The sequence below is a fragment of the Armatimonadota bacterium genome (genome assembly GCA_031459715.1).
In the GTDB taxonomy this organism is placed as follows: Bacteria; Sysuimicrobiota; Sysuimicrobiia; order Sysuimicrobiales; family Humicultoraceae; genus Humicultor; species Humicultor tengchongensis.
This window is the reverse complement of the sequence record JAVKIA010000005.1, coordinates 1-26,939: the sequence shown is the minus strand read 5'-3', so window position 1 is coordinate 26,939 and position 26,939 is coordinate 1. Positions and strand designations below refer to the sequence as shown.

At 69.1% G+C, this 26,939-nt stretch carries 26 protein-coding genes, 4 tRNA genes and 2 riboswitches; of the genes, 13 read left to right on the top strand and 17 right to left on the bottom strand.

The window, feature by feature from the left end; all coding sequences use genetic code 11:
- Positions 1–28 precede the first annotated feature (28 nt).
- From QN152_03430 to QN152_03420, 3 genes are all read right to left on the bottom strand, one after another.
- Positions 29–556: an SPOR domain-containing protein gene (locus QN152_03430; protein MDR7538566.1), complete on the bottom strand. Its 528-nt coding sequence runs from the start codon at positions 554–556 to the stop codon at positions 29–31.
- 69 nt (positions 557–625) lie between these two features.
- Positions 626–3,286: a valine--tRNA ligase gene (locus QN152_03425; protein ID MDR7538565.1), complete on the bottom strand. Its 2,661-nt coding sequence runs from the start codon at positions 3,284–3,286 to the stop codon at positions 626–628.
- 350 nt (positions 3,287–3,636) lie between these two features.
- Positions 3,637–4,335, bottom strand: a complete 699-nt coding sequence (locus tag QN152_03420; GenBank protein MDR7538564.1) for a GntR family transcriptional regulator — start codon at positions 4,333–4,335, stop codon at positions 3,637–3,639.
- A gap of 187 nt (positions 4,336–4,522) precedes the next feature.
- Here QN152_03420 and QN152_03415 point away from each other — a divergent pair, with 187 nt between their 5' ends.
- A complete protein-coding gene (locus QN152_03415; protein ID MDR7538563.1) occupies positions 4,523–4,891 on the top strand; it encodes a 4Fe-4S binding protein in 369 nt (122 codons plus the stop codon).
- Between the two features lie 85 nt (positions 4,892–4,976).
- On the opposite strand, the gene lon is transcribed toward QN152_03415, so the two are convergent.
- The 7 genes from lon to QN152_03380 all read right to left on the bottom strand — a co-directional run bounded on the left by lon (position 4,977) and on the right by QN152_03380 (position 11,566).
- Positions 4,977–7,427: an endopeptidase La gene (gene lon / locus QN152_03410; protein MDR7538562.1), complete on the bottom strand. Its 2,451-nt coding sequence runs from the start codon at positions 7,425–7,427 to the stop codon at positions 4,977–4,979.
- 238 nt (positions 7,428–7,665) lie between these two features.
- The gene (clpX, locus tag QN152_03405; protein MDR7538561.1) at positions 7,666–8,931 is read right to left on the bottom strand and encodes an ATP-dependent Clp protease ATP-binding subunit ClpX; all 1,266 of its coding nucleotides are present in this window, start codon (positions 8,929–8,931) and stop codon (positions 7,666–7,668) included.
- A gap of 2 nt (positions 8,932–8,933) precedes the next feature.
- Positions 8,934–9,536 (bottom strand): ATP-dependent Clp protease proteolytic subunit, encoded by a 603-nt coding sequence (locus QN152_03400; protein ID MDR7538560.1) that lies wholly within the window; start codon positions 9,534–9,536, stop codon positions 8,934–8,936.
- 12 nt (positions 9,537–9,548) lie between these two features.
- A complete protein-coding gene (gene tig / locus QN152_03395) occupies positions 9,549–10,865 on the bottom strand; it encodes a trigger factor (protein ID MDR7538559.1) in 1,317 nt (438 codons plus the stop codon).
- 76 nt (positions 10,866–10,941) lie between these two features.
- A tRNA-Leu gene (locus QN152_03390) sits at positions 10,942–11,028 on the bottom strand.
- An 80-nt stretch (positions 11,029–11,108) separates the two neighbouring features.
- Positions 11,109–11,184: transfer RNA gene (locus tag QN152_03385), tRNA-Lys, on the bottom strand.
- 61 nt (positions 11,185–11,245) lie between these two features.
- Positions 11,246–11,566, bottom strand: a complete 321-nt coding sequence (locus QN152_03380) for an EthD domain-containing protein (GenBank protein ID MDR7538558.1) — start codon at positions 11,564–11,566, stop codon at positions 11,246–11,248.
- Between the two features lie 249 nt (positions 11,567–11,815).
- On the opposite strand from QN152_03380, the gene xpt reads away from it, so the two are divergent.
- A complete protein-coding gene (xpt, locus tag QN152_03375) occupies positions 11,816–12,388 on the top strand; it encodes a xanthine phosphoribosyltransferase (protein ID MDR7538557.1) in 573 nt (190 codons plus the stop codon).
- 85 nt (positions 12,389–12,473) lie between these two features.
- On the opposite strand, the gene QN152_03370 is transcribed toward xpt, so the two are convergent.
- The 4 genes from QN152_03370 to QN152_03355 all read right to left on the bottom strand — a co-directional run bounded on the left by QN152_03370 (position 12,474) and on the right by QN152_03355 (position 15,730).
- Positions 12,474–12,550, bottom strand: a tRNA-Arg gene (locus QN152_03370).
- Positions 12,551–12,579: 29 nt separating this feature from the next.
- The gene (locus tag QN152_03365; protein MDR7538556.1) at positions 12,580–12,786 is read right to left on the bottom strand and encodes a heavy-metal-associated domain-containing protein; all 207 of its coding nucleotides are present in this window, start codon (positions 12,784–12,786) and stop codon (positions 12,580–12,582) included.
- Between the two features lie 76 nt (positions 12,787–12,862).
- A complete protein-coding gene (locus QN152_03360; protein ID MDR7538555.1) occupies positions 12,863–15,379 on the bottom strand; it encodes a heavy metal translocating P-type ATPase in 2,517 nt (838 codons plus the stop codon).
- Between the two features lie 39 nt (positions 15,380–15,418).
- Positions 15,419–15,730, bottom strand: coding sequence for a metal-sensitive transcriptional regulator (locus tag QN152_03355; GenBank protein ID MDR7538554.1), 312 nt, complete (start codon positions 15,728–15,730; stop codon positions 15,419–15,421).
- A 142-nt stretch (positions 15,731–15,872) separates the two neighbouring features.
- A riboswitch (cyclic di-GMP riboswitch) is annotated at positions 15,873–15,951 on the top strand.
- Positions 15,952–16,020: 69 nt separating this feature from the next.
- Here QN152_03355 and QN152_03350 point away from each other — a divergent pair.
- The 3 genes from QN152_03350 to QN152_03340 all read left to right on the top strand — a co-directional run bounded on the left by QN152_03350 (position 16,021) and on the right by QN152_03340 (position 17,045).
- Positions 16,021–16,278, top strand: coding sequence for a hypothetical protein (locus QN152_03350; GenBank protein MDR7538553.1), 258 nt, complete (start codon positions 16,021–16,023; stop codon positions 16,276–16,278).
- Between the two features lie 152 nt (positions 16,279–16,430).
- Positions 16,431–16,610, top strand: coding sequence for a glutaredoxin family protein (locus tag QN152_03345; protein MDR7538552.1), 180 nt, complete (start codon positions 16,431–16,433; stop codon positions 16,608–16,610).
- A gap of 15 nt (positions 16,611–16,625) precedes the next feature.
- Positions 16,626–17,045, top strand: a complete 420-nt coding sequence (locus tag QN152_03340; protein MDR7538551.1) for a CoA-binding protein — start codon at positions 16,626–16,628, stop codon at positions 17,043–17,045.
- A gap of 6 nt (positions 17,046–17,051) precedes the next feature.
- On the opposite strand, the gene sdhA is transcribed toward QN152_03340, so the two are convergent.
- Complete coding sequence (gene sdhA, locus QN152_03335) at positions 17,052–18,791, bottom strand: succinate dehydrogenase flavoprotein subunit (protein MDR7538550.1); 1,740 nt, start codon at positions 18,789–18,791, stop codon at positions 17,052–17,054.
- Positions 18,792–18,819: 28 nt separating this feature from the next.
- Positions 18,820–19,317 carry an inorganic diphosphatase gene (locus tag QN152_03330; GenBank protein MDR7538549.1) on the bottom strand — a complete coding sequence of 166 codons (498 nt, stop codon included), beginning with the start codon at positions 19,315–19,317 and terminating at the stop codon, positions 18,820–18,822.
- Between the two features lie 257 nt (positions 19,318–19,574).
- Positions 19,575–19,687, top strand: a riboswitch (TPP riboswitch).
- Positions 19,688–19,740: 53 nt separating this feature from the next.
- Here QN152_03330 and thiW point away from each other — a divergent pair.
- The 8 genes from thiW (at position 19,741) to QN152_03290 (ending at position 25,799) form a co-directional block, all read left to right on the top strand.
- Complete coding sequence (thiW, locus tag QN152_03325) at positions 19,741–20,244, top strand: energy coupling factor transporter S component ThiW (protein ID MDR7538548.1); 504 nt, start codon at positions 19,741–19,743, stop codon at positions 20,242–20,244.
- On the top strand, positions 20,244–21,656 hold the full coding sequence (gene cytX / locus QN152_03320) for a putative hydroxymethylpyrimidine transporter CytX (protein MDR7538547.1): 1,413 nt from the start codon (positions 20,244–20,246) through the stop codon (positions 21,654–21,656). The genes thiW and cytX overlap by 1 nt, the downstream gene beginning before the upstream one ends.
- 28 nt (positions 21,657–21,684) lie before the next feature.
- Entirely contained in the window at positions 21,685–22,521 is an 837-nt protein-coding gene (gene thiM / locus QN152_03315; GenBank protein MDR7538546.1) for a hydroxyethylthiazole kinase, read from the top strand.
- A 6-nt stretch (positions 22,522–22,527) separates the two neighbouring features.
- The gene (gene thiE, locus QN152_03310) at positions 22,528–23,163 is read left to right on the top strand and encodes a thiamine phosphate synthase (GenBank protein ID MDR7538545.1); all 636 of its coding nucleotides are present in this window, start codon (positions 22,528–22,530) and stop codon (positions 23,161–23,163) included.
- Positions 23,147–24,199, top strand: coding sequence for a thiamine-phosphate kinase (thiL, locus tag QN152_03305; GenBank protein MDR7538544.1), 1,053 nt, complete (start codon positions 23,147–23,149; stop codon positions 24,197–24,199). Before thiE ends, thiL begins: the two co-directional genes overlap by 17 nt.
- Positions 24,200–24,209: 10 nt before the next feature.
- Complete coding sequence (gene thiD, locus QN152_03300; protein ID MDR7538543.1) at positions 24,210–25,013, top strand: bifunctional hydroxymethylpyrimidine kinase/phosphomethylpyrimidine kinase; 804 nt, start codon at positions 24,210–24,212, stop codon at positions 25,011–25,013.
- 40 nt (positions 25,014–25,053) lie between these two features.
- Positions 25,054–25,554: an ECF transporter S component gene (locus QN152_03295; protein MDR7538542.1), complete on the top strand. Its 501-nt coding sequence runs from the start codon at positions 25,054–25,056 to the stop codon at positions 25,552–25,554.
- Positions 25,555–25,619: 65 nt separating this feature from the next.
- The gene (locus tag QN152_03290; GenBank protein ID MDR7538541.1) at positions 25,620–25,799 is read left to right on the top strand and encodes a hypothetical protein; all 180 of its coding nucleotides are present in this window, start codon (positions 25,620–25,622) and stop codon (positions 25,797–25,799) included.
- A 203-nt stretch (positions 25,800–26,002) separates the two neighbouring features.
- Here the strand turns inward: QN152_03290 and QN152_03285 are convergent.
- Positions 26,003–26,079 (bottom strand) — tRNA-Pro (locus QN152_03285).
- Between the last annotated feature and the right edge of the window lie 860 nt (positions 26,080–26,939).

Sequence of the window (26,939 nt, the reverse complement as noted above, 5' to 3'; positions counted from 1 at the left end):
TCTCCTTCGGCAGGCCCGCAGCGCAGCCCTACTGGCGGACGATGATGGTCTCGAAGCCGACCGCGCGCAGCCGCTCCGCCAGGCGCTCGGCGTTCTCCCGCTCGGCGAAGGCTCCGACGAAGACCTTGAACAGCTCCCCGCTGGGCAGGAGGTAGGCGTCGAATCCGGCAGCCCGCAGCTGGTTCACCCGCTCCTGCGCGTTTTCCCGCTTGAGGAACGCGCCCGCCTGCACGCGGAAGAGAAGGGGCGCGGCGGGCGTCACCGCCGGACGGGGTGCCGGTGTTGTGGTTGCGGCAACCGTGGGGAGGGGCGTGGGTGCTGGCGTAGGCAGCGGGGCAGGCGTGGGCAGCAGCGGGGTGGATGCGGCCGGTGGCGGTGGCGCGGGGGACGGCGGCAGCACAGCCCGTGTAGGGGGCGCCGGTGAGGGCGCCGCGGCAGGCTGTTGGGCGATGCCGGGTTGCTTCAGGAAGATCTCTCCGATAGCGTAGCCCAGCACCAGGGAGACAACGAACAGACCGATCAGGGCCAGGGTGACGACGAGTGGACTGGCGCGCACCGGATCCCTCCGCGACGAAGAACGCCCCGCCTGCGCAGTTTCGGGGAGCGACGCCTTTTTCCTGCCGGATCAGCCCTCGGCCAGGCTGGCCAGGTAGCGCGCCAGTGTCTCCCGTCGCCGCTGCAGCTCCTCCTGCCGCCGCCGCTCTCCCTCCACCACCTCCGCTGCCGCCCGGCGGAGGAAGCCGGCGCTCTGCAGGCGCGCCTCCACCCTGCCCAGGTCCTGCTGCACTCGCTCCAGCTCTCGGGCCAGGCGGTGCCGGACGCGTCCGGCCTCCGCCTGGCCCACGGAGAGGAGGACCTCGACGCCGTCCACGGCTGCGGCGGCCGCCCGCGCCGGGGGAGAAGCTCCCGGAGGAGGGAAGGCCAGCCCGCCCGCCCGGGCCAGAGTGCGGATATAGGGGGCGAAAGCCTCCAGCTCGGCACGCCTGCCGTCGTCCGCCACCCGCAGCAGCGGCGCCACGGAGGCCCCGGGTGGCAGCCCCATGTCCGCGCGCAGCGACCGGATGGCGCGGATGACTTGGATCAGCCGCTCCACAGTCTGTTCGGCCGAGGCATCCAGCCACTGCGCCGGAGGCTGCGGCCAGGGAGCAAGCATGATGCTCTCCCCCTCGTGAGGCAGCAGCTGCCAGATCTCCTCGGTGATATGCGGCATGATGGGATGCAGCAGGCGCAGTGCCCCCTCCAGGACCCGCCACAGTGTCCACTGCACCTGCTCCCGCCGCCCGGAGCCGGCCTGGGAAAGGTCCACCTTGGCCAGCTCCACGTACCAGTCGGCGTAGGTCGACCAGAGGAAGTCATAGATCGCCTTCGCCGCCTTGTCGAACTCAAAGCGCTCCAGGTGCTCGGTCACCTCGCCGGCGGTGCGGGCGAAGCGGCTGAGGATCCACCGGTCAATGAGCCCCAGGGCCTCCCGTGGCGGCGGTGCCGCCGGGACGAAGCCCTCCAGGTTCAGGCGGACGAAGCGGGCGATGTTCCAGATCTTGTTGTTGAAGTTGCGCACGTCCTCCAGCATCTTCTCGCTGAAGCGCAGATCCTGCTGCTGCGAGCAGCGCACCACCAGGGCAAAGCGCAGGGCATCCGCCCCGTATCCCCGCTGGTCCATCATCTCCATGGGGTCGATGCCCGTGCCCATAGACTTGCTCATCCGCCGCCCCTCCAGCGTCAGCACCGTGGGGTGGATGTAGACGTCGGTGAAGGGGACCTCCCCCAGGAACTCCAGGCCGAACATGATCATACGGGCCACCCAGAGGAAGATGATGCTGCGGTCCGTCACCAGCACGTTCCCCGGGTAGAAATAGCGCAGCTCAGGGGTCTCCGCCGGCCAGCCCAGGGTGGCGAAGGGCCAGAGGGCGGAGCTGAACCAGGTGTCCAGGATCTGCTCCTCCTGCATCAGCGTGACCCCGCCGCAACGCGGGCAGCGGTCGGGACGCTGACGCGCCACCACCACCTCGCCGCAGTCCCTGCAGTGCCAGGCCGGGATCTGGTGCCCCCACCACAGCCGCCGGGAGATGTTCCAGTCGCGGATACCCTCCATCCAGTCCAGGTAGACCTTCGTCCAGCGCTCCGGGTGGAAGCGCACCTTCCCCTCGCGCACCGCGCGGACGGCTGGTGCGGCCAGGTCGGCCATACGCACAAACCACTGGTCGGTGATGTAGGGCTCGAGCACGGTCTTGCAGCGCTCGCAGATGGCCACCGCGGTAGTGTAGGGCTCTTCCCGCACCACCAGCCCCCGGGCCCGCAGCTCTGCGGCTACCGCCTGGCGGGCGGCGAAGCGGTCCAGACCGGCGAACCTCCCCGCCTCCGTGTTCATCCGGCCGTGCTCGTCCAGCACCACCGGCGCGGGCAGACCGTGGGCGGCTCCGATCTCGTTGTCCAGGGGGTCGTGGCCGGGCGTGATCTTGACAGCGCCGCTGCCGAACTGCGCATCCACCCGCGGGTCGGCGATAACAGGGACGACCCGCTGCACGATGGGCACCACCACCTGCCGCCCCACCAGGTCGCGGTAACGGCCATCCTCCGGGTGGACGGCCACCGCCACGTCCGCCAGAATCGTCTCCGGCCGCTGCGTGGCGATTACGATGCCGTCGCTACCGTCGGCGCCGGGATAGCGCACGTAGTAGAGGGTACTGGCCACCTCCTGGTACTCCACCTCCAGGTCGGAGACGCTGGTCAGGTCGTGGGGGCACCAGTTGATCATCCGCTGGCCGTAGTACACGTACCCCCGGGCGTGGAGGCGGAGGAAAGCCTCGGTCACCGCGTCGGCGTAGCCCGGATCCAGGGTAAAGGTGACGCGGTCCCAGTCGCAGGAGAACCCCATGCGCTTCAACTGGCTGTAGATAATGCCCCCGTACTTCTCCTTCCACGCCCAGGTGAACTCCAGAAACTTCTCCCGTCCCAGGTCGAAACGCGTCTTCCCCTCCCGGGCCAGTTCCCGCTCGATGACCACATGGGTGCCGATACTGGCGTGATCGGTGCCGGGCATCCACATGCTGTTCCAGCCCTGCATGCGCCGCCAGCGGATGAGCACATCCTGCAGCGTGTTGTTCAGGGCGTGACCGATGTGCAGGTCGCCAGTAATGTTGGGCAGGGGCATCATGATGACGAACGGCCGACGCTGTGGGTCCACGGGCGCGTGGAAGTAGCCCCGGGCCAGCCACGTCTGGTACCAGTGCTGCTCCACGCGGCGCGGGTCATAGGTCGTTGGAATCCGCTCTGGGTCTGCCGCCACGGCCTTCTACACTCCCTTCGGAAAGACGAAGGCTGCCTCACCCAAGGGCGAAGCAGCGCTCCGCGGTACCACCCTGGTTGCCGGTCCGGTAGACCGACAACTCCTCCTCGCGTTCTCGGGCGAACCCGGCGGGCCTGCGCCGCATCCTGGTGCGGCATGTGCCCGCGGCTCTGGGGCGACGTTCGGACAGCCCGCCGGGGGAGCTTTCACCTCTCCGGCCCCCCTCGCTCCCCCGCCGCACGCCACGCCTCCGCTTCAGTGCCGCGGGGATCGGCCGGGCCTTGCCCTACTCCTCCCCGTCCTCGCCTCGCCCGCATTATCCGGGCCGCCCGATGCGCTGTCAAGGCGCGTCAGGTCGGCTCCCCGGACTCTCCCTCTGGCAGCGCCGCTGTGGCATCCAGCCGCAGACTGGCCAGGTGCTCACGCATCGCCGCCTCCGCCCGCCCCCCGTCCCGTGTCCGGATTGCCGCGGTGAGCTTGGCCAGCTCGCGGAATGAGCGGGTGGCCCTTCCCTTCTGCCGCAAGGCCTGCCGCTCCACCGACGCCAGCTGGGCACGGATCGTCTCGATGGCCCGCTCCAGTCGCCCGTTCAGCGCCGTGCGGGCAATGGTGACGTGGAACTCACTGGCGATCTCGCTGAGGCGAGGGACATTGTTCTGCCGCAGCGCGACCCCGTACTCCTTGATCAGGCTGTTCAGGTGCGCCAGGAACGCTCCGCTGGCCCGCTCGGCAGTGCGCCGCGCAGCCATCCCCTCCAGGCCTTCCAGCATCTCGTAGAGCTCGTCCACATCGGCTCGGCCGAGGCGCGGGACGACCACGCCCTTCCCGGGGACAGCACGGACAAGACCCTCCGCCTCCAGGCGGCGCAGTGCGTCGCGGATGGGGGTTCGGCTGATCTGCCAGGCGCGGGCCAGCTCCAGTTCGTTGAGCCGCTCGCCCGGGGCGAGCTGGCCCTTGAGGATGGCCTCGCGTATCAGGCGGTAGGCGGCTGCACCCACCGGCTCCCGCCGCGGCGGAGGTCCCCAGTTTGCCGGGCCTTGTGCGTGCATGACCAGCCCTCCTCGAGCGGTCCGCGTGTCGAAAGTATACCATACTCTGCATGCTGAACTCAGTCAACACCGTCTACACAATTCTTCGTAAAGGCGCGTTTAATGCCCTTCAAAGCTTGATAAAGGTATCTCCAGGATGATAAAGTGCCTACTGGAACTTGAACTGAGAAAGCCTTGGAGGTGAGGGATGACCTACATCATTGCGGAGCCCTGTATCGGGACCAAGGACCGCTCCTGCGTTGAAGTCTGCCCGGTAGACTGCATCTACGAGTACGTGGAGGAGATCGGAGGGTACGTGGTTCCTGATCCCTCCACCGGGGCCGGCCCGGACAAAAAGGTCATTCCCCGGGGGGAGGCCGTGCACATTCCCCCGGAGAGCTTCCCCAAGGAGGCTCTGACCGCCCAGCTCTTCATCCACCCGGAGGAGTGCATCGACTGCGGAGCCTGCGAGTCGGTCTGCCCGGTAACGGCCATCTTTGCCGAGGCGGACGTCCCCGACCAGTGGAAGAAGTATGTGACCATGCAATACGAGGCCTTCGGACTGCAGCCGAAGTAGGCGGAAGCTGTCACAGCTCAGGTAGAACCGGGAGGGGGCACCTCAAGGTGCCCCCTCCCCCGGCTGCCTGTGTTCGTAGGGTATCCTAGCTGACCGGCGGGGCCTCCGGCTGCTTGGGCAGGGGCTGCGGCGGCCGCGGCGGGAGGTAGGCCGGCGGCGGCACCGGGGCTGCCGGCGCGGGGTGGGCCACCGCCTCCACCGCCGGGCCCAGGGCCTCTGCCAGCACCTCGTCCATGTGCTCCACCAGGACGAAGCGCAACCGCCGCCGTACGTTTTCGGGGATTTCGTGCAGGTCTTTCTCGTTGTCCCGCGGCAGGATCACCGTGCGCATCCCTGCGCGATGCGCTGCCAGGACCTTCTCCTTCACCCCGCCGATGGGCAGGACCCGCCCCCGGAGAGTGATCTCTCCCGTCATGGCCACGTCACGCCGCACCGGCCGGCCGGTGAGCGCCGAAGCCAGGGCGGTGGCCATGGTGATGCCGGCGGACGGGCCGTCCTTGGGTTCCGCCCCCGCGGGGACGTGAATGTGCACGTCCAGCTTCTGGTAGAAGTCCTCAGGCAGGCCCAGCCGCCTGGCCCGCGAGCGGACGTAGGAGAGCGCGGCCTGCGCAGATTCCTTCATCACGTCGCCCAGCTGCCCGGTGAGGATCAGTTCCCCGTCGCCGGGCATCAGCGTCGCCTCCACGCTGCGGATGTCCCCGCCCATCTCGGTGTAGATGAGCGCCGTGGCCGCCCCCACCTCATCCTCCTTCTCCGCGACGCCGAAGCGGAAGCGCGGCGGACCCAGGAACCGGTGCAGGTTGGCCGTGGTCACCTTAAGGGGCTTCCCGGCACCCCGGGCCACATCGGTAGCCACCTTGCGGCAGATGGTGCCGATCTCCCGCTCCAGGTTGCGCACGCCCGCCTCCCGCGTATACTCTCGGGCGATGCGGCGTAGCCCCTCCTCGGTGAACTGCACATGCTCCTCTTGCAGGCCGTTGGCCTTGCGCTGCTTGGGGATGAGGAACTGCTCGGCGATTTTGATCTTCTCCTCCTCCGTGTACCCCGCGAAGCGGATGATCTCCATGCGGTCGCGCAGCGCCGGCGGGATGGTCTCCAGGATGTTCCCCGTGGCAATGAACATAACCTCGCTGAGGTCGAAGGCCACCTCCAGGTAGTGGTCGCTGAAGGCGTGGTTCTGCTCGGGGTCCAGCGCTTCCAGCAGCGCCGCTGACGGGTCGCCCCGGAAGTCCACCCCCAGCTTGTCTATCTCGTCCAGCATGAAGACGGGATTCTTGCTGCCGGCCTGTTTCATCCCCTGGATGATCCGCCCCGGCAGCGCCCCCACGTAGGTGCGGCGGTGGCCCCGGATCTCCGCCTCGTCACGCACTCCACCCAGCGAGATGCGCACGAACTTCCGCCCCAGGGCGCGGGCGATGGACCTGCCCACGGATGTCTTACCCACCCCTGGCGGGCCGATGAAGCAGAGGATGGGCCCCTTGGACTGAGGGGCCAGCTTCCGCACCGCCAGATACTCGATGACGCGCTCCTTGACCTTGTCCAGCCCGTAGTGGTCCTCATCCAGGATGCGTCGGGCCTCGTCGATGTCCAGCCGGTCTTCGGTACGCACCGACCAGGGGATGGCCAGGATCCAGTCCAGGTACGTGCGCACCACCACGGCCTCCGCCACCATGGGCGGCATCTTCTCCAGCCGGCCGAGCTCCTCCAGCGCCTTGTCCCTGACGTGGTCGGGGAGCTTGGCCGCCTCGATCTTCTTGCGGTACTCCGCCACCTCCGCCTGGCGCTCGTCGGCCTCCCCCAGCTCGTGCTGGATGGCCTTCATCTGCTCCTTGAGGAAGTACTCCCGCTGCGACTTCTCCATCTGCTTGCGCACCCGGTTCTGGATCTTCCGTTCCAGCTCCAGGATGCTGATCTCGCGGGAGAGGACCTGCCCCAGCGTCTCCAGCCGCTCCTGCACCCCGGCCTCCAGAAGCCGCTGCCGCTCCTCCAGCTTGAGGTTCAGGTACTGCGTCACCACGTCAGCCAGACGGCCGGGCTCCTCCACCTGCATCACCGCCACGAATTGCTCCGGGGGAATGGCCCGGGAGAGGCGGGCGAAGCGCTCGAACTGGGAAGTCAGCCCGCGCATCAGCGCCTCCAGCTCCAGGCTCTTCTCCGGCGGGTCGGCGCGTGCGGTGTAGCGGACGGCAAAGAAGGGATCCTCCTGCAGGTACTCCTGGATCTCCGCGCGGACCACGCCCTCCACGATGACCTGGAGGACGCCGTCCGGCTGCTTGCCCACCTGCAGGATGCGGCAGACGGTGCCGGTGCGGTAGATGTCCTCCGGTCCGGGGTGGTCCAGGTCGTCCTGCTTCTGCGCGGCCAGGATGATCAGCCGCGGCTCGCCGGCCAGAGCCGCCTCCAGGGCGCGTAGCGACTTGGGCCGGCCCACCCCCAGGCCCTGCACCTGGTGCGGGAAGATGACGGTACCCTTGAGGGGCAACAGCGGCAGGATCTCCTTCATCGCCGCAGGATCAATCACCTGTGGTTCGCTCATCGGTCCTCCCGTTCGGGCCGGCGGGCCGCACTTCCCTGGAAAAACGCCCGCCGGGGAATGTTCCCCTGAATGAAAACGGGGACCATATCGCCCCCGGCCCCCGGACTCCGCCTTTCAGTTCAGATTATAGCATTCGCCCCCGGCGGCAGGACAGGGCCTCACCACCCTGTCCCGGCTGCCCGGCGATGGCCTGACCGGGAGCAGGGCCGCCCCCACCGCCGGATGGGGCCCCCCGCGCTCAGGAGGCTGGCTTCTCCTTGGCCAGGCGCTTGAGATCCGCTGCCGTGAGCAGGACCGGTTCGCTGCGCTGCAGGACGGCCTCCTCGGTGACCACGCAGCGGCGCACATCGCTACGGGAGGGAATCTCGTACATGATGTTCAGCATGATCTCCTCGATGATGGTCCGCAGGCCGCGGGCGCCGGTGTTCCGGGCCATCGCCTCCCGGGCGATGGCCCGCAGCGCCTCCTCGGTGAAGATCAGCTCCACCCCATCCATCTCCAGAATCTTCTGGTACTGCCGCACCAGCGCGTTGCGGGGCTCCACCAGAATGCGTACCAGGTCCCGCTCATCCAGCGGATCCAGGGGCACGATGATGGGTAGCCGGCCCACAAACTCGGGGATCATGCCGTACTTGAGCAGGTCCTGGGGCATGATGTGGCTGAGAATCTCCCCCAGCCGCTTCTTGCTGCGCGGCTCCACCTGCGCCCCGAACCCGATGCTGGTCTGCCGCGTGCGGCTCTCGATGATCCGTTCCAGCCCGTCGAAGGCGCCGCCGCAGATGAAGAGGATGTTGGTGGTGTCAATCTGGATGAACTCCTGGTGGGGGTGCTTCCGCCCTCCCTGGGGTGGGACGTTGGCCACCGTCCCTTCCAGGATCTTCAGCAGAGCCTGCTGTACCCCCTCGCCGGAGACGTCCCGGGTGATGGAGGGGTTCTCGCTCTTCCTGGCGATCTTGTCCACCTCATCGATGTAGATGATGCCCCGCTCCGCCTTCTTGATGTCGTAGTCGGCCATCTGGATGAGGCGCAGCAGGATGTTCTCCACATCCTCCCCCACGTAGCCCGCCTCGGTAAGGGAGGTGGCGTCGGCGATGGCAAACGGGACGTCCAGGATCTTGGCCAGGGTCTGAGCCAGCAGCGTCTTCCCGCAGCCGGTGGGGCCGATGAGCAGGATGTTGGACTTCTGCAGTTCCACGTCCGAGGGGCGCCGTGACCCGCTGCGCTTGTAGTGGTTGTAGACGGCCACGGCCAGGGCCTTCTTCGCCCGCTCCTGCCCCACCACGTACTGGCAAAGGACGTCGTAGATCTCCTTGGGCTTGGGGGTAGCACGGGGGGCAGCCACCTCGTCGCCGGCCAGCTCCTCCTCCACGATCTCGTTGCACAGCTCGACACACTCGTCGCAGATGTACACGCCGGGGCCGGCCACCAGCTTACGCACCTGCTCCTGGGGCTTCCCACAGAAGGAGCACTTCAGCCGGTCGCGCTCGTCGCCGAAGCGAAACATGCTCACGGGGCGGCCACTTTCACCTTGCGCTCGCGGGGGGCGAAGATCTCGTCGATCAACCCGTAGTCCTTGGCTTCCGGCGGGGTCATCCAGAAGTTGCGGTCGGCATCCCGCTCGATGCGCTCCAGGGGCTGGCCGCTGTAGCGAGCCAGCAGCTCGTACATCTGGCCGCGGTCCCGCAGGAACTGTCGCGTCTGGATCTCGATGTCCGCGGTGGTGCCCTGCGCTCCGCCCCAGGGCTGGTGGATCATGATGCGGGCATAGGGCAGGGCATAGCGCTTCCCCTTGGTCCCTCCGGCCAGGATGAGCGCCGCCCCGCTGGCCGCCAGACCGACGCAGATGGTGGAGATGTCTGGCCGCACATACTGCATGGTGTCGTGAATGGCCAGCGAGGCGTAGAGGTCCCCCCCGGGGCTGTTGATGTATAGGGAGATGTCCTTGTCCGGATCCTCCCCCTCCAGGTACAGGAGCTGGGCGACGACCAGGTTGGCCACGTCGTCGTCGATGGGCCCGCCCAGGAAGACGATCCGCTCCTTGAGCAGGCGGGAGTAGATGTCATAGCCCCGCTCACCGCGGGGCGTGCTCTCGATGACGTATGGGATCAGCGGCATCGGTGCTCACCCTCCCCGCGTCTCGGCCGGCTCCCCGGGTGGAGTCGCTGCAGGGCTGGCCCGGACCTCCCCTGCCGAGGCGAGGCTGACGAGGAACTGGACGGTCTTGCGGCGGCGGAGGGTCCTGGTCAGCGCGCTGCGGCGCGACTCATCCCCCAGCCACTGGCGCACCCGCGCCACCTCCTGCTGCAAACTCTGCGCAAGGTTCTCTGCCTCACGGGTGATTTCCTCCTCCGTGGGGGCGATGTCCTCGCGCCGCGCGATCTCGTCCAGCACCAGTTGCGTGCGCAGCCGCTCTTCGGCCACGGTCTCGTACTCCCGGCGCAGCTCCTCCACACTCTTCTCGGCCGCGCGGAGGTAGGTTTCCAGGGTCAGCCCGCGCCGGGCCAGCGTCTCCTCCAGGTCGGCCAGCAGGTGCTCCACTTCGTGCGCCACCAGCGAGCGGGGGAGGTCCACCGTGGCCCCGGCTGTCACGGCGCGCAGCACCGCGTTGCGGTACTCCTCATCGGCACGTGCCGCCGCTTCCGCCTGCAGGCGGTCCCTCAGCTGCGCCCGCAGCGCCGCCACCGACTCTGCACCCACCTGGCGGGCGAAGCCGTCGTCCACCGCCGGGAGCTCCCGCCGCTTCACATCCAGCGCCACCACGGTGATCTGCTCCCCCCCATCCCCCAGGGCAATGGTGCGCTCTTCGCCCCGCCGCAGCCCCTCCAGACCCTCCTCCAGGGACGCCGGATACAGGCCCCCGCCGATTTCCACCAGGACCTCCTTCCCAGCAGCCAACCGGGGAAGACCCGGTGCGGCCTGCAGGACTTGCAGCAACACGAAGTCGCCGCGAGCCGCTGCTGCGTCCGCCACGGACACCAGCGCGGCCTGGCGCACCCTCAGGTCCTCGATCCGCGCCTCCACCTCGGCGTCGGTGACCGCAGGCTCCTTCCGGGGCAGGCGCACCTCCCGGTAGGCGCCGGGGTCCACCTCCGGGACCACGTCCACGGTGGCCACGAAGCGCAGAGGGGCGTTCTCCTGCACCGGATCGGTTTGCACGTCGATCTGCGGCTGGCCGATAGGTGCCAGGCCTGCTTCCTTCAGGGCGCGGGCGTATCCCTCGGGGAGGAGGAGCTTCAGGGTCTCGTCCATCAGGCTCTCCCGCCCCACGTAACGCTCCAGGAGCGTCCGCGGCGCCTTACCGCGGCGGAAACCGGGTACCGTCACCCGCTGGGCCAGACGACGGTGGGCAGCCGCTACCGCCCGGGCGACGTCCTCCGGCGGAAGCTCCACCTGCAGCACCGCGCGACTCCCCGGTTCGCGCCGCCACTCCACCTTCATCCTCTCTCCCCACCTGCCTTCCGGGCGGCGTGCAAGAAGGCGGCCCGGGCCCACGCCCCCGGCCGCCCAGAACCTCTGGTGCGGGCGGAGGGACTCGAACCCCCACCGGCTCGCGCCGACCAGATCCTAAGTCTGGCGCCTATGCCAGTTCGGCTACGCCCGCGCCCCCGCAGGACGCCACACCGCCACAGCACGGCCGCCAAAGGACGATGACCAGCGCCGCAGAGCACTGGCCATCGACTCTGGAGGGCCGTGAGGGACTCGAACCCCCAACACGAGGCTTAAGAGGCCCCTGCTCTACCTGTTGAGCTAACGGCCCCCGTGCCAAGTGTTCATTATACCGGACAGGGACGGGGTGTCCAGGAGTCCGGCCGGATCCGTCAGCCCACCACGACGTGCTCGTCGACGAACAGGGTCCCCGTCTCTCCGGCAAAGGCATCCAGATCCTCCACCACCGCCCGCGCCGCCTCCGCCCGCACGTCCGCGTCGAAGTCCTCCCGCGACGCCCAGGTCAGTTCCGCCACGCCGTCAAACAGAGGCGTCTGGCCCCGCGGCGCCCGCGTCACCAGGTGTATAACGTAGCCGGTGAGGTGGGAGTAGGTGCGCCGCGCCAGGTCCGCGTGCGGTCCCATCCAGTAGGCGCGGAACTCCTCCGCGCTCATCTCCGCCTTCCTGCGTGCCCAGACCAGGATCTTGACCATAATTCAACCTTCTTCCCCGACGTGCACAGCCCCTGCCGCAGCATGAAGAGGCGGTCGGGGTTCATCTGGCCGCGGAAGGTGTCGCCGTCGGTCAGGCCACAGTGCCGCTGCAGCGGAGGCTGCCAGGGCGTCGCTGAGGGAGTCTGCCACAGCACGGCCCTCAGGGAATGCTCCTCCCCGGCCCCGAAGTCTCTCCCTGGAGACGACGGCATTCCGGGCAGGACCCGGAGCGACAGGGGAGGGCGAGTCATGCGTATCCTCAAGGAACGTATCCTGCGCGAAGGACGCAACCTGGGCGGGGGGATCCTGAAGGTCGACGGGTTCATCAACCACCAGGTCGATCCCGGACTGATGGACGCCTGTGGCCGCGAGCTGGCCCGCCGCTTTGCCGGCGTGGGCGCCACCAAGGTGCTCACCGCGGAGATCTCGGGCATCGCCCCTGCCCTGACCACCGCGCTGCACCTGCGTCTGCCCTGTGTCTACGCCCGCAAGTCCCGTCCCATCACCATGCCGGATCAGGTCTTCCTGACCCTGACACCCTCGCACACCAGGGGGCGCACCGTGGAACTGATCGTCTCACCCGAATACCTCTCCCGCGGCGAACGGGTCCTCATTGTCGACGACTTCCTGGCCACCGGGCAGACCATCCTGGGCCTGGCCCGCCTGGCGGAAGCGGCGGGATCTACCGTGGTGGGGATCGGCGCTGTTATCGAGAAGACGTTCGAAGGTGGGCGGGCACTTCTGGCCCGGCTGGGCGTGCCCATCGAAGCCCTGGCGCAGGTGACGGACATGCGCGCCGGCCGCATCGTCCTGGCGGACTAGGAGTGGCCCGCCAGCAACTCACTACCGGCATGGAAGAGACATGAGCAACAGCAAGGTAGTGGATCAGTTCTTGTGCGCATCCTCATGGCGCGCCCGGAGGGAGTCGAACCCCCGCCCTGCAGATTCGAAGTCTGCCGCTCTCTCCAGCTGAGCTACGGGCGCACCTGCTGGGACTATTCTAGCACGCGGGGCTAGTTGGCCACCGGGTAGCCTACGTTGCGCAGGGCCTGGCGCAGTCGCTCCTCGCTGACCAGCGACGGATCAAAGACTACATCTACCGTCTTCTTTTGCGCATCGGCCTCCGCAGCCGTCACGCCGGCCAGGCTCCGCAGCGCTTCGGTCACGGTGCGCACACACCCCTCGCAGTGTATCCGCGGGACGCTGAACGTTCGCTTCATGATGCCACCTCCCTCGAGCACTTCTGCTGAACCACGGGCCCGTGCACGGCTGCCGGTGTCCCGTGGCCGGATTCCCTCAGGTCCCCTGCAGCGCCGGCTTGAAGAGGCGCAGGCGCAGGCTGTTGCTCACCACGGTCACCGAACTGAAGCTCATGGCCAGGGCGGCGAAGACCGGGTTGAGCAGCACGCCGGTAAAGGGGTAGAGCGCCCCCGCAGCCACGGGAATGAGGGCCACATTGTAGACGAACGCCCAGAAGAGGTTTTGCCGGATCGCCCGCACGGTCTGCCGGCTGAGGGCGATGGCCGCACGCACGCCGCGCAGGTCACCCCCCACCAGCACCACGTCGGCTGACTCCATGGCCACATCGGTGCCGGCGCCGATGGCGATGCCCACATCCGCCTGGGCCAGTGCCGGAGCGTCGTTGATCCCGTCCCCCACCATGGCCACCACCCGCCCTTCCTGCTGCAGGCTGCGCACGGTGGCCGCCTTCTGCTCCGGCCGCACCTCGGCTAGCACGCGGTCGATCCCCGCCTGGCGGGCAATGGCCTCCGCCGTGGCGCGCACGTCTCCGGTGAGCATGACCACCTCCAGGCCCAGGTGGCGCAGGGCGGCGACGACCTCCGCCGACTCCGGCTTGAGCGTGTCGGCCACGGCGATGAGCCCGGCGGGTACCCCGTCCACCACCAGGAACATGGGCGTCTTGCCATCCCCGGCCAGCGCCGCGGCCTGCGCCTCCAGCCCGTCCGGCCGCACCCCCTGCCGCTCCAGCAGGCGCCGGTTGCCGGCGATCACCCTCCGCCCCTCCACCTGGGCCACGATCCCCTGGCCGGGGAGTGCGTCGAAGTCGTCGGGCTCGGGAATCTCCAGACCCGCCGCCCTGGCCCGGCTGATTATGGCCTCGCCCAGGGGATGCTCGGAGCCGCGCTCCGCCGCGGCGGCCAGGCGGAGGACCTCCTCCTGGGTGAATCCGTTGGCCGGCAGCACGTCCGTCACCGCGGGCTGGCCGCGGGTCAGAGTGCCCGTCTTGTCCAGCACCACCGTCTCCACCTGGCGCAGCCGCTCCAGGGCTTCCGCGTTGCGGATGAGCACCCCCTCCTCCGCCCCTCGCCCGATCCCCACCATGATGGCGGTGGGCGTGGCCAGCCCCATGGCACAGGGGCAGGCGATGATCAGCACGGAGACAAAGGCCAGCAGCGCGTAGGTCAGGCGCGGCTGCGGTCCAAGCAGCAGCCAGGTGGCGGCCGTGGCCACGGCGATGGCGATCACCGCCGGGACAAAGAAGGCGGCGATCCGGTCCACCAGGCGCTGGATCGGGGCCTTGGAGCCCTGGGCCTCCTCCACCAGCCGGATGATCTGGGCCAGCGCCGTCTCCCGGCCGACGCGCGTGGCGCGGAAGCGGAAGGAACCGGTCTTGTTCAGGGTGGCCCCGATGACCTCGTCGCCTTCCCCCTTCTCCACGGGCATGGACTCCCCCGTGAGCATGGACTCGTCCACGGTGGAGTGCCCGCTGAGGACCACCCCGTCTACCGGGATCTTCTCCCCGGGACGGACCACCACCACATCCCCCACCTGCACCTCGTCCACGGGGACGTCCACCTCCTGGCCGTCGCGCAGCACCCGCGCCGTGCGCGGACGCAGACCCACTAACCGGCGGATGGCTTCAGAGGTCCGCCCCTTGGCTCGCGCCTCCAGGAAGCGGCCCAGAAGGATGAAGGCAATGATGATAGAGGCGGTCTCGTAGTAGACGTTTGGCTGTAGGCCACCGGCGATGAAGACCTGGGGAAAGAAGGTGGCGACGACGCTGTAGCCGAAGGCCGCCGAGGTCCCTACGGCAATCAGCGTGTTCATGTCGGTGGTCCCGTGCCGCGCCGCCGCCCAGGCCCCGCGGTAGAAGCGCCGCCCTGCCCAGAACTGCACAGGGAGCGCCAGCAGCAGCTGCACCCGCCAGTCCGTGAGGATGGCCGGCACCCAGACGCCGCGCACCCCCATGTGGTGCAGACTGCCCCAGAGGATAGGGACGCTGAGCAGCGCGGCGACCAGAAACTGGGCGCCCAGGGCGCGCATCTCGCGCTGGCGACGCTGCTGCTCCCCGTCCGCGGCGGGCCCGGCCACCTCTCCGGGCTCGTACCCGGCGCTACGGATGGCCCGACGCAGGTCCTCCACCGAGACCAGGTGGGGGATGAAGTCCACGACCACCTGTTCCGCGGCCAGGTTGACCGTCGCTGCCCGCACCCCCTCCACCCCCAGCAGCGCCCGTTCCAGCTTCTCCCCGGAGGGGACCAGCTCCAGCCCCCGCACGGGAACGACCGCCCGCTCCACCGGCACCGCGTAGCCAGTTTCTTCCACGGCCCGGATCAGGTCTTCCAGACGCAACGCCTGCGCGTCGAAGACGATGGAAGCACGCTCCGCGGCCAGATTCACCGTGGCCGCGCGCACCCCCGGCGTGCGACGCAGCCCGCTCTCCACTGTGGCCACGCAGCTGGCGCAGGTCATCCCCTGCACAGGAAGGTCGATCCGCCTGCTGGCCGGTGTCGGGATCCGCAATGATCCTGCGGGGGTCTTTGTGATCCGCGACTGCTCCGAGGTCTCCATGATCTGCGGCCGGTCCACCCGAGGCGCCATAGCCGTGGGCTACAGCTTGCTGGACGTCTCGAAGACGTCCAGGATCTCCCGGATCACCCGGCGCCGCTCCCGCTCGTCCCCCGACTGCATCGCCCGGGTGACGCACTGCTCCAGGTGGTCCCCCAGCAGCATGGCATTGACGCGGTCCAGCGCCCGCTGGATGGCCAGGGTTTGCCGCACGATGTCGATGCAGTATGCACCGTCGCTGACCATTCGTTCCACGCCTTCCAGGTGGCCGGCGATGCTGCGCAGGCGCGTCAGCACCTTCCGCCGCTCCTCTGGACTGCCGTGCATGATGCGCATCTCCGGGGCATCCCGCATGGTATCCCTCCCCCCCCGGGGGGGCTCGGCCCATCCTAATCCAGCGAGGCGGGCAGCGTCAAGCCGCGCCGGGAACCCCCGGGCGCGGGTCTAGCCAAAGGGGGAATCGGGCAGAATGTGGGTGAAGAGCATAGGGAACATCCCGCGATAAAGGCACCCCGCCCGCGAGGGCGGTCCGCAAAGCCACGGGACTGGCACCGCCAGTCAGCCGGGTTGCCGAACGGGAGGGCCTGGACGCCTTCCCACCGCGGAAGGCGTTTCTTTTGGCACGCGGGAGCGCGGAGGCGCACGTGGTGGACGCGCTCGTCACCTGGGAGTTCTGGGCCGGAGTCCTCCTGGCCGGGATCTTCGCCCTGGCCGCCCTCCTCCGGTGGATCCTGTTGGGCGACGGCTGCTCTCCGACACAGCTCTCCCCAATCGACTCGCCCCTCCCCTTCCAGCAGTCGCCACCGACCCACGCGCAGTCCGCAGCGGCCGTCGCCCAGCACCTACCCGCGCCCGACCGCACCTCCTTCCCCACCACCCCGGCCTCAACCCCGGCCGGCTGATCCCGCGCCCCCACCCGCGTGCGGCCGGAGGCGTGGAACATTCTTGCTGGCCCGTACGCTATGATGGGCGAAGCGAGCCCGGAGGGAGGAGAGCGTCCATGGCCAGGACGGTGGTCGTCTACACGCAACCAGGCTGACTGTTCTGCGGTAAGGTGAAGGAGTTCCTTCACCAGCAGGGCGTGGCCTTCACCGAAAGGGACGTCACAAAGGATGATGACGCCCTGGAGGAGGTCATGCGCCTGGGATTCGCCGCCACCCCGGTCACGGTCATCGATGGCGTGCCGGTGGTGGGCTTCAACAAAGCAAAGCTGCAAGAGCTGCTGGGCACGTAGGACCGGCAGGGAGGGATGGCGCTCACCTGGGAGGATGTGCAGCAGATCCTGAAGCAGGCCAGGACCATTGCGGTGGTGGGCCTGTCCGACAGACCGCACCGGGACAGCTACCAGGTGGCCGCCTACCTGCAGCAGCAGGGCTACCGCATCATCCCCGTCAATCCCCGGGTGAAGGAGGTCCTGGGCGAGAAGGCCTACCCCAACCTGCGAGAGGTCCCTGAGCCCGTGGATGTGGTGCAGATCTTCCGTCGCTCCGAGGAGGTCCCTCCGGTTGTGGAGGACGCCATTGCCATCGGGGCCAGGGTGGTGTGGATGCAGTCGGGCATCGTGAACGAGGAAGCGGCCGCCCGCGCCGCCGCCGCGGGACTGCGGGTGGTCATGAACGCCTGCATGCGCTCGGCGCACCGGACGCTGCGAGCGGCCGGGCGGCTGTGAGCCTTTTCAGTAGACGCGCTCCCGCGGCGGGAACCTGGTGATCACCACGGGCTTGAACCGGACCCGGTAGTCACCAGTAGCCGTGCGCACGAGCAGCGTGTGCTTCAGCCAGGCCGCATCGTCCCGCCGGGGGAAGTCCTCCCGGTAGTGCACGCCCCGGCTCTCCTCTCGTGTCAGCGCGGCTACGGTGGTCGCCTCGGCCACGTCCAGCAGGCAACCCACCTCCCAGGCCTCCTGCAGCTGCTGGTTGAAGACCTGGCCGGAATCCTGCAGGGCCACCCTGACGTAGCGGTCTTGCAGCCCGCGGATGGCATCCAGGGCGCGGCGCAGGCCGGCGGCGGTGCGGAAGACGGAGACGTGCTCCTGCATCACCACCTGCAGCTCGTGGCGCAGGCGCGCCGCCGACTCGGGGCCACGGCGCCCGCGCAGCACCTCCAGGGGTGCGGCGGCGTCGCGCGCGGCCCGCTGGGGGGTCGCAGGGACGCCCGCCTCCCGGGCGTAGCGGGCCATGTCCCGGCCAGCGCGGCGGCCGAACACCAGGATGTCGATCAGGGAGTTAGTCCCCAGGCGGTTGGCGCCGTGCACGGAGACACAGGCGCACTCCCCCGCCGCATAGAGGCCAGGGAGCACGGTGTTCTGCTCGTCCTGGACGACGCGACCCCAGAGGTCCGTGGGAATTCCGCCCACGGCGTAGTGCGCCGTGGGGTGCACCGGGATCAGGTCCCGCCCCGGGTCCAGGCCCAGGTAGGTTCGGACCAGCTCAACCACCTCGGGCAGCCGGACCCGCCGCACCTGCTCCGGCAGGTGACGGAAGTCCAGGAAAACGCAGTCGCCCTGTGGGCCCCCGCCACGGCCGGCAGCGATCTCCCGGTAGATGGCGCGGGAGACGATGTCGCGCGGGGCCAGCTCCATCATGCCGGGAGCATACCGTTCCATGAACCGCTCCCCGGCGGCGTTGCGCAGGTAGACTCCCTCCCCCCGGGCGGCCTCGGAAAGGAGGATCCCCAGGCGGTGGATGCCCGTGGGGTGGAACTGAAAGAATTCCATGTCTTCCAGGGGGATGCCCCGGCGCCAGGCGATGGCCGCACCATCTCCGGTGAGGGAAAGGGCGTTGGTGGTGAGCCGGTAGATCCGCCCCCACCCTCCTGTGGCCAGCAGGACCGCGGCCGCGGTGAACAGGTGCACCTGGCCCGTGCGCAGCTCCCAGGCCACGACCCCGCGGCAGGCGCCCTCCTCGATGATCAGGTCCACTACCTGGAACTCGTCGAAGAAGCGCACCCCGTGGCGCAGGCATTGCTGGTAGAGGGTATGCAAGATCATCTGGCCCGTCCGGTCAGCAGCGAAGCAGGTGCGGGCCAGGGGGGCTTCCCCGAAGTTCCGGGTGTGTCCGCCCGCGCGCACGCGCTGCTCAATGCGCCCATCTGGCGCGCGGTCGAAGGGAAGCCCCAGCCGCTCCAGCTCGTAAACGGCATCCACGGCCTCAGTGCAGAGGATCTCCACGGCGTCCTGATCGGCCAGGTAGTCGCCCCCCTTGACCGTGTCGAACATGTGCCACTCCGGCCGGTCCTCCTCGGCATGCCCCAGCGCTGCGCCGATACCCCCCTGCGCAGCGCCGGTGTGGGAGCGCAGGGGATGGAGTTTGCTCACTACGGCCACATCCAGGTCCGGGTGGCGGGCCAGCTCCAGGGCCGCGTAGAGCCCGGCGCCCCCGCCCCCCACCACGACCGCATCGAGCCTGTGGACGATCACCTCGCCCGTCGACACGCTGCCCCTGCTACCGCTGGCGGTGGCGAAAGCGCTGCTGGGCGGCGGCCACCGTGCGCCGGGCCACCTGGACACCCGCCCAGCCTGTGATTTCGGTGGCCTTCTCCTCCAGCGTCTTGTACACCTGGAAGAAGTGCTCGATCTCCCTGAGGAAGTGCGGCGCCAGATGGGCCAGGTCGGTCACCTCACTGAACCGGGGGTCCCCCACCGGAACGGCCAGGATCTTCTCGTCGCGCCCTTTCTCGTCGTGCATGTCCAGCACGCCCACCGGGCGCACGGGGACGATGCAGCCGGGAAAGGATGGTTCGTGGGTGACGATGAGGACGTCCAGATGGTCCTCATCCTCGGCCAGCGTCTCCGGGATGAACCCGTAGTCAGCCGGGTAGTGCAGCGGCGAGTAGAGCACCCGGTCCAGGCGGAGGCGTCCGCTGGCGGCGTCGTACTCGTACTTGTTGCGGCTGCCCTTGGGGATCTCGATCAAGGCGTCAACGACCATCGGTGGCTCCACGGTGATTCCTCCTCGGCCAGCCCCCGGGACGTCCCGCGGCAGGCTTCCTCCCCAGGGAGAGCGTACAGCCGCCGCCCGGACGGAGGCGGGGGCACCAGTCAGATTGTACGCCCCGGGAGGAGAGCTCCGCAGGAGGGCGGGCGCGCAGGTGACCGCCAGAGGAGGATCTGTCACACTGCCGACAGGCGCAGCCTGAGGGAAGGCGTTCCCTCTTGCCGCCACCTGAGGTATCATGGCTGTGAAGACAACTGGATAATCATACCATCCGGGGGAGCTCGGGGAACCGGGCTGAGAGTGCGCCTAGTCGGCGCAGACCCTTTGGACCCGATCCAGGTAATGCTGGCGTGGGGAGTGGATGTCTGGAGCATCGCCGGCCTGTATCGGGCCGGCGTTTGCGCTTCTCCGGGCGGGGGAGGTGACGGGATGCAGACGCGCAAGCTGGTGCTGGGGGCGTTCTTCGCGGCGCTCCCGGTGGTCCTCTCATTCGTCCCCGGCGCGATTCCGGTAGCCGGCGCAAAGTTGCTGCCCTGGCAGCACATGACCAACGTCCTCGCCGGCGTCCTGCTGGGTCCCTGGTATGCCGCGCTGGCGGCGACGGTGGCGGCGATCCTGCGGAACCTCTTCGGCGTGGGGACGCTGCTGGCGTTCCCGGGAGGGATCCCCGGGGCCCTGGTCGTGGGATTCGGCTACAAGTACCTGCGGCGGGACTGGGCCGGGCTGCTGGAGCCCCTGGGCACCGGGCCGGTGGGCGCCACTATCGGCGCTCTGGTTGTGGCACCCGCGTTGATGGATCGCGCTATTCCGCTTCTGACCCTGCAGTACCTGTTCCTGGCCAGCTCAATCCCCGGCGCCCTGGTCGGTTTCCTCCTGCTGAAAGTCCTGCAACGTCTGCACGTCCCACTGGTGGTTCAGCCAGGAGCCCGCTGATGGCCGTCCAGGCGCTGACCCGCCTGCGCATCCAGGCACCGCCGGAGTGGGGCATCGAGCCGGTTCCGGCCCAGCAGCGGTACCTGGGGTACCTGGACTACTTCGCCCTGTGGTCCAGCCTGGGAGTGGGGCTGCTGGTCCTGCTGGCCGGAACGCTGCTGGTGCCCGGGCTGGGGCTGGTCCAGGCGCTGGCCGCCATCGTCATCGGCACGGTGGTGGGCAACCTGCTGCTGGCGCTGGCGGGCGTGGTCGGCAGCGAGACGGCTGTGCCCACCATGGTGCTACTGCGTCCCGCCTTGGGCATCCGCGGCTCCTATCTCCCCACGCTGCTGAACATCGTACAGCTGATCGGCTGGGGCTCCTTTGAGATCTTCATTATGTCGCAGGCCGCCAACGGCATCTCCACCACGCTGTTCGGCTACGACAACGTGCTCCTGTGGGTCCTGGTGGTTGCCGCCTTCTGCACCCTGCTCGCCTGGGGCGGCCCCCTGGTGGTGGTGCGCCGCTGGCTGGAGCGGTTTGCCATCTGGCTCGTGTACGCTACCACCATCTACCTGACCTGGTACCTGCTCACACATCACGACGTCCGCGCCTTGCTGGCTAAGCCCGGCGATGGGACCCTGCCCTTCTGGCTGGCGGTGGACCTGGTGGTGGCGATGCCCGTCTCCTGGCTCCCGCTGGTGGCGGACTACAACCGCTTTGCCCGCCGCAGCACTCCAGCGTTCTGGGGAACCTTCGCCGGTTACCTGGTAGCCAACGTGTGGTTCTACGCGCTGGGAGTACTCTTCGTCCTGGCCCTCCAGACCACCGACCTGATCCCGGCCATCATCAGCCTGGCCGGCGGGTGGCTGGCCCTACTACTGCTACTGGTGGACGAGACGGACAATGGCTTCGCCGACATCTACTCCACCGCCGTCAGCATCCAGAACCTCTTCCCGCGGGCGCGGCAGCGCTGGCTGGCTGTGGTTGTGGGCGCAGTCTGCGCGCTTGTCGCCGCCAAGGTCAACATCGTCCAGTACGAAGCCTTCCTGTTCCTGATCGGCGCCTTCTTCGTGCCGCTCTTTGGTGTGCTGGCCGCAGACTACTTCGTCCTGCGCCGCCGGCGCTACGACCTGGAGGCCCTGTACCGGTCGGCCGGGCCGTACTGGTACCGGGGAGGCGTCAACTGGAAGGCGGTGGCCGCGTGGCTGGCCGGCTTCCTCGCCTACCAGTGGATCGTGCCTACCGAGCTCCCCGGGTGGAAGGCGCTGCTGCGGGGCTCCGCCGCGGCGTTGTCCCTCCCCTTCCCCCTGAGCGCCCGCTTTCCCTGGCTGGGGGCTTCCGTACCCAGCTTCATCGTCGCCGCCGCGCTGTACCTGGCGGTGGCCGCTATCGGGAGGAAGGCCCCCAGGGCTGCGCCGACACACGGGTAGCGTGGGCGGGCGGCGGAGGGGCGGCACCGTGGGGCGAGAGGACACAGAGGCGGCGGAAGCGGGCGCCAGACTGTTGGCCGAGCTGTGGCGGCGTCGGCCGCTGGTGCACCACCTGGCCAACTTCGTCACCATGGGCGACGTGGCTGCTGTCACCCGCGCCGTGGGTGCCTCGCCTATCATGGCCATAGCACCGGACGAGGTCTCAGAGATCGTGGATCGGGCGGACGCGCTGGTGGTGAACCTGGGTACCCCCACTGCGGAGCGGCTGGCTGCCATCGAGCGCGCCGTGGACGCAGCCTGCCGGCGGGCGATTCCCGTAATCATCGACCCGGTGGGGGCCGGGGTGTCGGCGTTGCGCACCCAGGCCGCCCGCAGAGTCGTAGCCGCCGCTGCACGGCCGCTGGTCCGGGCCAACCCGGCCGAGGCGGCGGCTCTGGCCGGCCGGAAGGCCACCCTGCGCGGGGTCGAGACGGAAGACAGACCAGAGCTCGAGGAGGTAGTGGGAATCGCCGCCTCTCTGGCCGCCCGCGGTGCCATAGTGGCGGTCACCGGGGCAAGAGATGTGATTACCGACGGGAGCCGGGTGCTTGTTGTCGATAACGGGCACCCCTGGCTGGCGGCGGTGGTCGGCGCGGGGTGCATGGCTACTGCGGTCGCAGGGTGCTTTGCGGCGGCGGCCGGCCAGGGGGAGTTGGTGACCGCGGCGGCCGCCGGTCTGGCCTGCTTCGGGCTGGCCGCCGAGCGGGCCGCAGCCAGGAGCTACGGACCGGGGACGATGAAGCCGCATCTGGTAGACGCGCTCTTCGCCATGACCCCGGAGGAGCTGCAGGCAGGCATCCGGTGGACGGAACTCCCTCCTCCGTAAAAGTGTATGCGGCCTGTCGACCTGGCTGTCTATGTGATCACCGACCGACGCCTGGCCCGGGGCCGCAGCCACGAGGAGATTGCGGCGGCCGCCGTCGCCGGGGGCGCCACGGTGGTGCAGCTCAGGGACAAGGAGTTGACCACGCGCCAGATGGTGGAGACCGCCGTCAGGATGCTGGCGCTGGTGCGCCCGGCGGGCGTCCCGCTGGTGATTAACGACCGCGTGGATGTGGTCCTGGCTGCAGATGCGGACGGCGTGCACGTGGGCCCGGACGACCTCACGGTGGAGGCGGCGCGGCGGATTCTAGGTCCGGACCGAATCGTAGGGGCCTCAGCAGGGACAGTTGAAGAGGCCGTGCAGGCAGAACGTGAGGGTGCCGACTACCTGGGCGTGGGCAGCGTATTTGAGACAGCCTCCAAGGCCGATGCTGGCCCTCCCATAGGCATCGAGGGGTTGAGCCGGATCGTGCAGGCGGTGCGCCTGCCGGTGGTGGCCATCGGCGGCATCACCCTTGCCAACGCAGCGGAGGCCATCCGGGCTGGAGCGACCGGCGTGGCGGTGATCTCGGCGGTAGTAGCCGCTGCGGATATCGCTGCGGCTACTAGGTCCCTGGTGGAGGTGGTGCGTGCAGCCCGAGGATGACCTGCAGGTGCAGGATGTGGGCGAGGCCGGGGTGCTGGAGGCTATCGGGCGGATCGTGGCGCGCCCGGACCCGGAGGTGCTGGTAGGGATGGGCGACGACGCGGCCGTTCTTTGGCCCCGCACGGGCCGGCACGTGGTGGCCACAACCGACATCCAGGTGGAGGGGGTGCACTTCCGCTCCGACCTGGCCGGCCCCGGGGACGTGGGGTGGAGGGCGCTTGCGGTCAACCTCAGCGACGTCGCCGCCATGGGCGGCATTCCCCGGCACGCACTGGTCTCCCTGACGGTGCCCCCAACTCTCTCCCTGCGCTGGATCGAGGATTTCTACCGTGGGCTGGAGGAGCTGGGCGCTCTCTTCGGCGTGACCGTCGTCGGCGGAAACCTCGCCGCCATCCTGGGGCCGATCATCGCCGACGTGACGGTACTTGGAGAGGTGGAGGCGGACCTCCTCCTCAGGCGGGTCGGCGCCCGGGCAGGGGACCTTCTGGTGGTCACCGGCACCCTGGGGGCTTCAGCGGCCGCCCTCCTGGCCTGGGAGCACCGCCTGACACTTCCGGAGGGTGAGCGGCTCCTGGCCGCGCACCGTCGCCCGATGCCCCGCGTGCACGAAGGGAGGGCGGCCGCGCGTTCGCGGTGGGCGAGGGCGATGATCGACCTCTCCGACGGGCTGTCCACCGACCTGTTGCGGCTGTGCGATGCCAACCACCTGGGGGTGCGCCTGGAGGGCGCCGCCGTGCCGGTGGATCCCGCGCTGGGTGATGTGGCTTCCCGCCTTAACCTCACGCCTCTGGACCTGGCGCTGTGCGGCGGGGAAGACTACGAGCTGCTCATGGCCGCCGACCGGCAGCACGCCGAGGAGCTAGCGCAGCTCATCCGGGAGGAGACAGGCACCGCCGCCACCGTCATCGGAGAGATGGTCCCCCCCGACGAAGGGCGCGTCGTGCAGCGGGAGGGGCGCCATCTCCCCCTGGAGCCCCTGGGGTGGGACCACTTTCGCCCCAGTACCACACCCAAGCCGGTGCAGCGGCTCTCATGAGGAGGCGCACGTGAGGATTCCCCGGGCTATGACCATCGCCGGATCCGACTCTGGCGGCGGAGCGGGCATCCAGGCCGACCTGAAGACCTTCGCCGCGCTGGGCGTCTTCGGCACCACCGCCCTGACTGCCCTCACCGCGCAAAACACCCGTGCGGTGACCGCGGTGCTGGAGGTGGCGCCCGATTTTGTGGGAGCGCAGATCGACGCCGTCGTGGGCGACATCGGGGTGGACGCAGCCAAGACCGGCATGCTGGCCAACGCCGCCATCATCGAGGTGGTGGCGCAGAAGGTCCAGGAGCATGATCTGCGCAGGCTGGTGGTGGACCCGGTGATGGTGGCCAAGAGCGGGGCGCCCCTGCTGCGTCCGGATGCGGTGGAGGCCCTGCGCCGGCTGCTCCTGCCGCTGGCCCTGGTTGTCACCCCCAACCTGCCCGAGGCTGCGGCCCTGGCCGGGCGGCCGGTGCGCACATCCGCAGAGATGGAGGAGGCAGCACGGGCCATTGTGGCCCTGGGGCCTCGCGCGGTAGTGGTGAAGGGGGGACACCTGCAGGCGGGCGAAGAGGCAGTGGACCTGTTCTACGACGGTCGGGAGGTGCGCCTGTTCGCTGCCCCGCGGGTCCACACCAGGCACACCCACGGCACCGGCTGCATCTTCTCCGCCGCCATCGCCGCCGGGCTGGCAAAGGGCCTGGAGCCTCCCGAGGCCGTGGCGCAGGCGAAACGCTTCGTCACCGCCGCCATCCAGGGCGGGCTGCCGCTGGGGGGCGGACACGGTCCGGCCGATCCCATGGCTGCGCTGGGACGCGGAGATTAGGCTTCCGGAGTCACGGTGAGACCAGAGAGGGGGACGGTTCATGAAGACACGTGAGGTCGCGGTCGGGGGGTTGCTGACGGCGCTGGCCCTGCTCATTCCCTTCGCCTTCCGGGGGACTCCGCTGCAGCTCTTCATCCCCACCCTGCAGTATTCGGCCACCTTTGCCTCCCACGTGCCCTCCATGCTGGCCATGCTGGTCAGTCCGGCGGTGGCGGCGATGGTGGGCCTGGGCGCCACCATCGGGTTCACCATCACCCTGAACCCGGTCATCGGGGCCCGGGCCTTCACCCACGCCATCTGGGGCGTGGTGGGCGCCGTGATGATCCGGCGGGGGGCGCGATTCTGGGCGGCCCTGGCGGTCGCCCTCCCCATTCACGCCATCGGTGAGGGAGTGGCGGTGTGGGCGCTGGGTCCCGGCCTGCAGGCTGGCGCCTTCGTGGCTGCAGGCACGGTGGTCCACCACCTCATCGACTCGGCGATCAGCCTGGCCCTGTTCCGGCTGGTGCTACCCGTGCTGGTGCAGCGCGAGCGGCCCGCCTGAGCTCCGCGCGCCCCACACCCCGCGGCACTTCCGCCACATCCCACCGCGCAGGGGGTTCCGCAGGTGTGGCGCGCGGATCGGGAGGCGGCCCGGGCGACCACGCCGTCCTGCTGTTGCGCCTGGGAGCCGACCTGACGGCCTGGGAGGCCGATCGCCGCTGGGGCGCCCTGCTAAACGTCCTAGCGGTCCTGGTGTTCGTGGCCAATACCGGTGTAGGCGTGCAGACCCGCAGGTCATCCACCTAGCGCCGCCATCTCACCTACAGATACATAGACCGCCTCCTATTCGCGATCCGGCTCAGGCAGAACCGGAGGGACCGGCATCAGCGCGCAATCGAGAAGAGATGACGCCTGGGCCACCCCTGGCGAAAGTGTTCGCCGCCTTCTTCGGCACCCTTCGCTTGGCGGGTAGATGCTAGTTGAGCTACGGGTCTGACAAACCGTTAAACTGGTCGGGCCGGGCGGACTTGAACCGCCGACCTCCTGAACCCCATTCAGGCGCGCTACCAGGCTGCGCTACGGCCCGACATCCGGCGCCAGTATAGCACCAGAGGTTCGGGACGGGAAGGCAATGCACTGGCTCAGTAGTTCCAGAATGCGTTCCCTCCTTTCTTGCTGGGTTCACCAGCGGGGGACTTACTCCTGAGGCATCTGGTACTGAAGTGCCTGGCGGGGCCATCGTCGCGAGGTCGCGGCACCCAGCGTAGCCGCCCTTCGGTCTGGACGATGATCGGCGTGTCGGACGCGTAGATCAGCTACGACCCCCAGGCCGGTGTGGTTCGGGTTCTGAGCCCCCGGGTTTATGGCCACGCGCACGAGCCGGGCGCGGGCCGGAGCGCAGGCCGCGAAGCGGCTCGCCGCAGCCCTACCGCAGCACCTCCACCTTCTCCCAGGCGGGTACCTGCCTGCCGAGGACGAAGGAGACGAGACGCCCCCCGCCGCGATCGGTCCGGCGCAGCGCGGCCGCGACCGCGGCGTCCTGGCCCGGTGCCAGACGCGCCGTCTCCCGCCTCCCACTCCTCGTAGAGGCTGTCGGCGAAGAGCTCGCCCCCGCACGGCGGCCTCGACCAGACGCTCGCGGCGCGCGAAGCCCTGCGTTTCCGCCGCTCGCTGCGCCGCCCGGCGGAAGCGATCCAGGTCGATCTCCAAGCAGTCCGGGCGCAGCGTCACGGTGGGACCCGCAGTCACCACGAGCAAAGCCGTCCGGCCAGCGAAGGCCACACGCTGCCGTCGGGCGACAGAGCGGCGTTGTGCGGAAAGTTGGTCTTCAGCAGATCCTCAATCTCAACGGGACGGCGAGATATGGTACGCCTCCGGCATGCGAACGTGAATGGAGGAAGCATTGACACGTCACTTCGCGCCGAACCCTGGTATGCCCTCGGGGCC

Excerpts from the sequence above, each read along its gene's own strand:
- QN152_03355 (MDR7538554.1), bottom strand. The coding sequence starts at position 15,730 with ATGCGGGATGCCCCGGAGATGCGCATCATGCACGGCAGTCCAGAGGAG.
- xpt (MDR7538557.1), top strand. The coding sequence starts at position 11,816 with ATGCGTATCCTCAAGGAACGTATCCTGCGCGAAGGACGCAACCTGGGC.
- thiE (MDR7538545.1), top strand. The coding sequence starts at position 22,528 with ATGCGGCCTGTCGACCTGGCTGTCTATGTGATCACCGACCGACGCCTG.
- thiW (MDR7538548.1), top strand. The coding sequence starts at position 19,741 with ATGCAGACGCGCAAGCTGGTGCTGGGGGCGTTCTTCGCGGCGCTCCCG.
- QN152_03295 (MDR7538542.1), top strand. The coding sequence starts at position 25,054 with ATGAAGACACGTGAGGTCGCGGTCGGGGGGTTGCTGACGGCGCTGGCC.
- QN152_03365 (MDR7538556.1), bottom strand. The coding sequence starts at position 12,786 with ATGAAGCGAACGTTCAGCGTCCCGCGGATACACTGCGAGGGGTGTGTG.
- QN152_03415 (MDR7538563.1), top strand. The coding sequence starts at position 4,523 with ATGACCTACATCATTGCGGAGCCCTGTATCGGGACCAAGGACCGCTCC.
- clpX (MDR7538561.1), bottom strand. The coding sequence starts at position 8,931 with ATGTTTCGCTTCGGCGACGAGCGCGACCGGCTGAAGTGCTCCTTCTGT.
- QN152_03420 (MDR7538564.1), bottom strand. The coding sequence starts at position 4,335 with ATGCACGCACAAGGCCCGGCAAACTGGGGACCTCCGCCGCGGCGGGAG.
- lon (MDR7538562.1), bottom strand. The coding sequence starts at position 7,427 with ATGAGCGAACCACAGGTGATTGATCCTGCGGCGATGAAGGAGATCCTG.
- QN152_03360 (MDR7538555.1), bottom strand. The coding sequence starts at position 15,379 with ATGGAGACCTCGGAGCAGTCGCGGATCACAAAGACCCCCGCAGGATCA.
- QN152_03340 (MDR7538551.1), top strand. The coding sequence starts at position 16,626 with ATGGCGCTCACCTGGGAGGATGTGCAGCAGATCCTGAAGCAGGCCAGG.
- QN152_03380 (MDR7538558.1), bottom strand. The coding sequence starts at position 11,566 with ATGGTCAAGATCCTGGTCTGGGCACGCAGGAAGGCGGAGATGAGCGCG.
- cytX (MDR7538547.1), top strand. The coding sequence starts at position 20,244 with ATGGCCGTCCAGGCGCTGACCCGCCTGCGCATCCAGGCACCGCCGGAG.
- tig (MDR7538559.1), bottom strand. The coding sequence starts at position 10,865 with ATGAAGGTGGAGTGGCGGCGCGAACCGGGGAGTCGCGCGGTGCTGCAG.